The 6703-nt window shown below is 48.6% G+C and carries 7 protein-coding genes; 4 read left to right on the top strand and 3 right to left on the bottom strand.

What is annotated here, in order from left to right; genetic code table 11:
* From KB559_RS24950 to KB559_RS24935, 4 genes are all read left to right on the top strand, one after another.
* Positions 1-85 (top strand): IS3 family transposase (locus KB559_RS24950; protein WP_211020181.1); only part of this gene is annotated, 85 nt, incomplete at its 5' end.
* Positions 86-731: 646 nt separating this feature from the next.
* Entirely contained in the window at positions 732-1682 is a 951-nt protein-coding gene (locus tag KB559_RS24945; protein ID WP_211026233.1) for an iron-hydroxamate ABC transporter substrate-binding protein, read from the top strand.
* 8 nt (positions 1683-1690) lie between these two features.
* Positions 1691-2710: a FecCD family ABC transporter permease gene (locus tag KB559_RS24940; protein ID WP_211026231.1), complete on the top strand. Its 1020-nt coding sequence runs from the start codon at positions 1691-1693 to the stop codon at positions 2708-2710.
* Positions 2707-3720 (top strand): FecCD family ABC transporter permease, encoded by a 1014-nt coding sequence (locus tag KB559_RS24935; RefSeq protein WP_211026229.1) that lies wholly within the window; start codon positions 2707-2709, stop codon positions 3718-3720. The genes KB559_RS24940 and KB559_RS24935 overlap by 4 nt, the downstream gene beginning before the upstream one ends.
* A gap of 88 nt (positions 3721-3808) precedes the next feature.
* Here KB559_RS24935 and KB559_RS24930 read toward each other — a convergent pair whose 3' ends face one another.
* The 3 genes from KB559_RS24930 to KB559_RS24920 all read right to left on the bottom strand — a co-directional run bounded on the left by KB559_RS24930 (position 3809) and on the right by KB559_RS24920 (position 6702).
* Positions 3809-4960 carry an alpha/beta hydrolase gene (locus tag KB559_RS24930; RefSeq protein WP_211026227.1) on the bottom strand — a complete coding sequence of 384 codons (1152 nt, stop codon included), beginning with the start codon at positions 4958-4960 and terminating at the stop codon, positions 3809-3811.
* 257 nt (positions 4961-5217) lie between these two features.
* The gene (locus KB559_RS24925; RefSeq protein ID WP_247682079.1) at positions 5218-5889 is read right to left on the bottom strand and encodes a stalk domain-containing protein; all 672 of its coding nucleotides are present in this window, start codon (positions 5887-5889) and stop codon (positions 5218-5220) included.
* Positions 5890-5994: 105 nt separating this feature from the next.
* Positions 5995-6702, bottom strand: coding sequence for a zf-HC2 domain-containing protein (locus KB559_RS24920; RefSeq protein WP_211026225.1), 708 nt, complete (start codon positions 6700-6702; stop codon positions 5995-5997).
* Position 6703: the final 1 nt, after the last annotated feature.

Below are 6703 nucleotides of genomic sequence, written 5' to 3'. Positions count from 1 at the left end.
ATATTACAACCATCACAGGTATCAATGGGGATTAAAAAAGATGACCCCTGTTCAGTACAGGAATCATCTATTGTCTGTTGCCTAAGCCTTCTCTTTTTTAAGTGTCCTTGACAAGGGTACCAGTTTATTGGAGGCGGGTTCTTCTTTTTATAATTAATCTACTTCTTATGTAGTTCAATCGGTTTTACCGCTGTGCTTTCAGCCGGAACAAATTCGAGAAGATCTCCCGGCATAACTGGCCAGATTATGCACTTCATCTGATCATCGCCGTAATAGCTGCGCAACAGTTGGCAGTAGAGTAGTTTGAAGCGGCCCAACCCCCTCCGCAATTTTAACGGACATACGAGCCGCTAAATCATAAAAAAGACGTAATTCGCCATTCTAACGGACACAGATAACCTTAATCACCTTCTCGTGCTCCAAAAGTGACTCATTCTACTAACTTAAGGGCTCTGGTGTCCGTTAGGTTACAAAACCAGCATATTTGCGTGGTTTAAGGGCTCTCATGTCCGTTAGCGGAGAAAGACACCACGGACCCACCTATCCCGCTAAACCTGACCGCCCCCCTTCTTTCGCTTCAGGTATTGTTTAATACGAGTTTGGCCTCGAAAGGTCTCGCTGTGCGCCGTCCGATTTTGGGGATTGACAAATTATGCAGGAGAATTTAAAGTTTAACAATGATAATGATTATCAATATCAAAGATATAAATTTGAGAGGGAGATTACCGGAAATGAAGAAATTATTGTTACCTCTGCTTGTCCTTACAGTCTTTGCATTAAGCGCCTGCGGAAACAATACAAGCAACAATAGCGGCGCAAACAGTTCTACTTCAGATGTAAGCACGAACTCTGCGAACAGTAGCGCCGATACGATTACTTACCAATCCGAAAACGGCCCGATCGAGGTTCCTGCCCATCCACAGCGTGTTGTCGTCCTGTCCGGTTATGCAGGCAATCTCCTGGCACTTGGCGTTCCTCTTGCCGGCGCAGATTCCTGGACCAAGAATAACCCTAATTTCCAGGATCGACTCAAGGATGTCCCCGAAGTATCAGAAGAAAATGTGGAAAGCATCTTAAACGCGAAGCCTGATTTGATTATCGCGGGATCGGATATCAAAAATGCCGATAAATTGAAGCAGATTGCTCCATTGGTCACTTATACATATAACAATGTGGATTATCTGACCCAAGTTCTGGAGATCGGCAAAGCGGTGAATCAGGAACAGAAAGCTGCTGACTGGATTGCCGACTTCAAAGAACGCGCCCAGAAGGCAGGCGAAGAAATTAAAGCCAAAATCGGAGCCGACAGCACCATCTCCATTATCGAAGGGGATTCCAAGGCATTGTACACCTTCGGCGACGCTTGGGGACGCGGTACTGAAATCATCTATCAGGCGATGGGGCTGAAAATGCCGGATAAAGTAAAAGAAATGACGGCGAAAGAGGGCTATTACGATTTGTCACTGGAAGTTCTCCCGGATTATATGGGCGATTACGTCATTTACAGTAAAGAACCGGCTAGTGATGCCTCCTTCCAGCAAACAGACACCTATAAGAATATTCCGGCCGTTAAGAATGGCCGCGTCTTCGAAGTAGATGCCACCGGCTTCTATTTCAACGATGCAGATTCTCTTGATTATCAGCTCGATTTCATCACGAAATCACTGCTTGGCTCCAAATAATGATAGTGATGCAGAATCAACCTTCGCAAAAGTCGGCAAAATCTTTTGCGTTTAAGCTGTTCGTCAGCTTGATTATGTTTATGGTCATGTTTGCCCTGGCGGTCATGCTGGGCGCAAAAAGTGTCTCGCTCGCAGATATCTGGAGCGCCATTAGCAACCCGAACGCGACAGGTGACGATATTTCCGTCATTCGGGAACTGAGGCTTCCCCGGGAAGTTGGCGGCATCCTGGTCGGCTCCGCTCTGGCCGTTGCCGGTGCGATCATGCAAGGCTTGACCCGAAACCCGCTCGCCGATCCCGGGCTGCTCGGCCTAACTTCCGGCGCAAATGCAGCACTGGCCGCTACCTTTGCGTTTATGCCTGCTGTCGGTTATTTCGGTACGATGATGGCCTGTTTTATCGGCGCAGCCGTGGGCGTCATGCTGGTATTCGGAATCGCCGCCCTACGGCGGCAGAATATGTCCCCGCTGCGTATGGTTCTGGCCGGTTCTGCGGTTTCGGCCCTGCTTGCCGCAGTAGCGGATGGCATCAGTCTTAAATACAAAATTTCCAAGAACGTTTCGATGTGGACGTCCGGCGGACTGATCGGCACAACCTGGGGACAAATTGAAGCGATTGCCCCGGTGATCGCGCTTTCCCTCATCGCCGCGATCCTGCTGTCCCGTCAGCTTACAATCCTTAGCCTGAATGAAGGAACGGCCGTCGGGCTTGGTCTAAAAACTACGCGGGTCAAAATTGTGCTTTACGTGCTGATTACTCTACTCGCGGGAGCCGCGGTCGCCCTCGTCGGCAATCTGGCATTTATCGGCCTGATGATCCCCCATCTTGTACGAGTGTTCGCCGGAACTGATTATCGAACGATTCTGCCGCTTTCCGCGGTCGTTGGCGGCACCTTTATGCTGTTTGCCGATACGCTGAGCAGGATGATCAATGCGCCGTTTGAAGTGTCGGTTGCCGCGATTGTAAGCATACTGGGTCTACCCTTTTTCCTGTTCATTGTTCGTAAAGGGGTGCGATCATTGTCATGAACACCGTTCAGTTCCTTCGCAAACAACCCGTTGTCGTCGTCCTTCTCGTTCTGCTTACCCTCGCCACAATCGTGATCGGGCTTGGCATCGGTTCGTCTCCTGTGTCGTATGACAGGTTACTTCCTACCCTATTCGGCCACGGGTCATTCGAAGACCATTTCGTCTTGTTTTCGATCCGTCTGCCGCGAATGCTGATTACGTTGCTGTCGGGGATGGCGCTTGCTTTATCCGGGGCCATTCTGCAGGGCATTACCCGCAATGATCTGGCCGATCCGGGGATCATTGGCATTAATGCGGGAGCCGGAGTTGGCGTCACTGTCTTTTTCCTGTTTGCGCCGATCCATGTTGAATCTTTTATTTACGTAATTCCACTTGTGGCGTTTGTCGGGGCCTTGGTAACCGCCATCCTGATCTATATGTTCTCCTATAAACGCGGGGAAGGCGTTCAGCCGATCCTGCTGGTCATTACCGGCGTAGGATTTTCTTTGGCTCTATCCGGTCTTATGATCTTCCTCATCTCCTCGGTAGACCGGACAAAGGTAGACTTTATCTCCAAATGGCTGGCCGGTAACGTTTGGGGGACGGATTGGCCGTTTGTTCTGGCCTTGCTTCCCTGGTTGGTTATTCTTGTTCCTTATGTACTGTTCAAGTCCAGAGCCATGAATTTGCTCGCTTTGAATGAGCCCACGGCGATCGGAGCTGGCGTAAAGGTCCAGAAGGACCGGATTCTGCTGATATTGTCTGCGGTGGCTCTGGCGGCTTCGGCCGTTTCGGTTACCGGAGGCATCTCGTTTATCGGGCTAATGGCGCCGCATATCGCCAGAGCCCTGGTAGGTCCAAGACATCAGCAGTTTGTGCCGGTATCCATTCTGATCGGCGGTTGGCTGCTCCTGCTTGCCGATACGATTGGCCGCAATCTGTCGGAGCCGAACGGCATCGCAGCCGGGATCATGGTGGCTTTTATCGGTGCCCCTTATTTTCTTTACCTGCTATTAAAGAAAGAGCGTTAAGGCGGAAATCGCCGATTTCCGCCCAGTGCTAGCGAAGGGCATTTTCCGATTAACCGGAGGATGCCTTTTTCTTAGTCGACAGGTTACCTCATTTTTGCCCGTTACTTATCTCATACAACTGGGTTATACCTTGATAGGTCACTTCCACAGTCAAGTCTTCCTTCTTCAAAAAGGTCACCATTCCTGATGGATCCACCTGGCCTGCCTCGGGATTCAGCACCTTATATGAGGCTTGGGAGGATACGGAATATTCCATTCCATTGTCCATAGTAGCTACCGGATTGAGGCGGGGAATAGGTTCCTCCATCCATGAAATAGACATATAGTCGCTTACCTCTAGCTTAACGGCTTGACCGGGTGTCTTTCCGGCGAACATGATAAGCGGATTATGTACTCGTTTGGACCAGGAAATCTCGTCATGTGTACCCGTAGGATCCATCAGAAAAAATAAATCCTGTCCATATTTAAATCCCTTCGACAAAAGTAAATCCACCAGAGGGTCAATTGCCATTTCTTCCTCCGCGCCCATGTCCAGCCAAATCTTCACATCCGGCTTCCCGGTTTCTTGTCTCCACTCTTCATAGGCTTGTCCGTTAGCTACCCATGTGGAGACAGACATCGCACCGATCATCGAAAAAGTCTCGGGATGGTGATACCCCATCCAGAACGCCTGTACTCCGCCAAATGACGATCCCATAATCATACGGTGGTCCCTGTCCGGGATCGTTCTGTATGTTGAATCCGCAAAGGGAATAACGGTTTCAAGAAAAAAACGGGTAAATTCCTCCGCCCCTTTTCCATCCGAAGGGATAGAATCATTAGGGAAGGGGACATATTCATTCCCCCGGTCTGAGCCTTCACCTGCATCGACTGCAATTACAATCACCTTCTCCAAATTGCCGTCGCTAACAAGCTCGTCAACCTTCTTGTCAACCAGCCACTCTTTGTTGAAAGAGCTGGTGCCGGTATTGAACACATTCCGCCCGTCGTTCATATACACTACCGGATAACGGTCTTCACTGGTTTCATAACCAGGCGGCAGGTAAACAAAGATTCTCCGTTCCCCAAGCTTTTCTATGCTCACTGTACCTTTGGTCCCATCAGGAGCAGCATTTTCCTTCAGGGTTGGCGAAGGCTGGACCGCGGTTGGCTCCTGTTTTTCATTACAACCTGTGAGCGCTAACATGAATAATGCGGCAAGTCCCAAACAACTTAACTTATAAATCCAGTTTTTGACCATTTGATTTCCCTCCACTCATTAGTGCAAACGTTTCCACAAATTACAGGTCTTCACAATTCATAGTCTCCGCACTATGTACCTGCTTCCCGCCCCGTAACTGATAACACAATTATAGTGGAAGTATACGCGGAGGAAAAGTATTCCAATATTTTTATAGTGTGGTGCCTATGCATATGATAAAAAAACCGCCAGGGATATTCCGCTGACGGTTCTTAAATAGTTTAAACCTCTTATTTCTCCTTGGCCTCAACACGGTGTTATTTATAGTAAGAAGTTGTCAACGGGATGAATACGGAACCGCCCCGCTGAGCGTCTCCCCGGACATACAACGCCTTAACCCCGGAGATATCCACCTCAATCGTCACCAGGCCGTCCTCTACTCTCACATCCTGTTGTTTGAGCACGGTGTCGGTATCGCTATCCTGAACCGTAAAATCCTTCAGGTCTTCTCCGATGGCCGCAACCTGAATGTACAGCTTTTGGTATTTTCCTTCCGGATACAGCATGAACGAACTGCCGCGGGTGCCGCTGCCATTATCGAAGAAGACGTCCTTGTAATCTTTACCGTTATAAATCGTCACCTTCGGATCCTTGGTATGATAGGAAGAATCGAAACCTTTGGCGATGGAGACTCCTTCGGTTTGCTCACCCAGCTCGATCGTATTACTCTTTCCGTCGAAATTCACGGTAACGCCCAATAGATTGGAGATGGAGCGGACAGGTAAATATGTATTATTGTCATAAACGATCGGAGTAATTACCGCCCCGCTGCTGTTCGTCAGTTGCACGGGCTGGCCGTCAACCTTGAACTTGATTCCGGGATTCAAGTAAGCTTTAATCTCTTGCAAATTAGAACCGGCATAAACCCCTGTCCCCAGACACCCCAGCATGGCTGAAGCTATCAATGCGACCGTAACCTTATTTTTCAAGTTGAAATAACCTCCCAAAATTAATTAATTAAAATCCAAGATAATCCAGGGAGATTATACCCATTTTTTTCTATCTAGGCAATATGAGTAAATACCTAAATTTGGTTACTGCGGGTTAAACCAAGCCTCCACCTTATCGCCGGCAGCCGGAACCTCCATCCCCTTTTTCCAAACCAATATGCTGTCCTCCGGTTTGCCGTAGTACAATGCCTCCATCTCTCTATCTTCACCGTATTTCTCCTTGTAAAAATAGTCCATTTCATTCATGGCACTGTAATAACTTACTGCAATTTTTACCTTTGCCTTGGTTTTGATGATGGGACGGTAAGGAACAATATAAACATTCCCGTCATCGGCCATTTCGAATTTGGAGAAGTTGGATTCATACCCGTCGGTCAGAGCGATATGATACGCTATTTTTCCGTTCTCCAGCCGGCTGACATCCGAGATCGCGATGACATTGGAAGGAACGGGAATGATGTTCCAGCGGAATAGGCCGACGTAACCTAACAGCAATACGCCGCAGGCCAATCCGGAAATAACCGCTCCCTTCAGAAAAGCTCTCCATTTCGAACGGTTCCAAAACCGCGAAATCTCCTTCATCGCCTCTACATCTTTACGGTTTGACTCCCCTTCTTCCCTTGGAATTTGCAGGTCGGCCTGCATTTTGTCCAGCTCTTCGCGGAGGGACTCGGATGCCTCCAAATGGGCTTTAACCAGGGCTTCGGTTTCTTTGCTGCACACCTTATCGATATACAAGGGCAGCAGATCTCTAATGATATCATCGTGGACTTTGTTCTTATTCATGTTCATG

It is taken from the genome of Paenibacillus sp. Marseille-P2973 (assembly GCF_018101095.1).
Classification (GTDB): domain Bacteria; phylum Bacillota; class Bacilli; order Paenibacillales; family Paenibacillaceae; genus Fontibacillus; species Fontibacillus vini.
The sequence above is the reverse complement of the archived record's forward strand: the minus strand, read 5'-3'. Positions and strand labels throughout refer to the sequence as shown.

Excerpts from the sequence above, each read along its gene's own strand:
- KB559_RS24935 (WP_211026229.1), top strand. The coding sequence starts at position 2,707 with ATGAACACCGTTCAGTTCCTTCGCAAACAACCCGTTGTCGTCGTCCTT.
- KB559_RS24945 (WP_211026233.1), top strand. The coding sequence starts at position 732 with ATGAAGAAATTATTGTTACCTCTGCTTGTCCTTACAGTCTTTGCATTA.
- KB559_RS24920 (WP_211026225.1), bottom strand. The coding sequence starts at position 6,702 with ATGAACATGAATAAGAACAAAGTCCACGATGATATCATTAGAGATCTG.
- KB559_RS24930 (WP_211026227.1), bottom strand. The coding sequence starts at position 4,960 with ATGGTCAAAAACTGGATTTATAAGTTAAGTTGTTTGGGACTTGCCGCA.
- KB559_RS24940 (WP_211026231.1), top strand. The coding sequence starts at position 1,691 with ATGCAGAATCAACCTTCGCAAAAGTCGGCAAAATCTTTTGCGTTTAAG.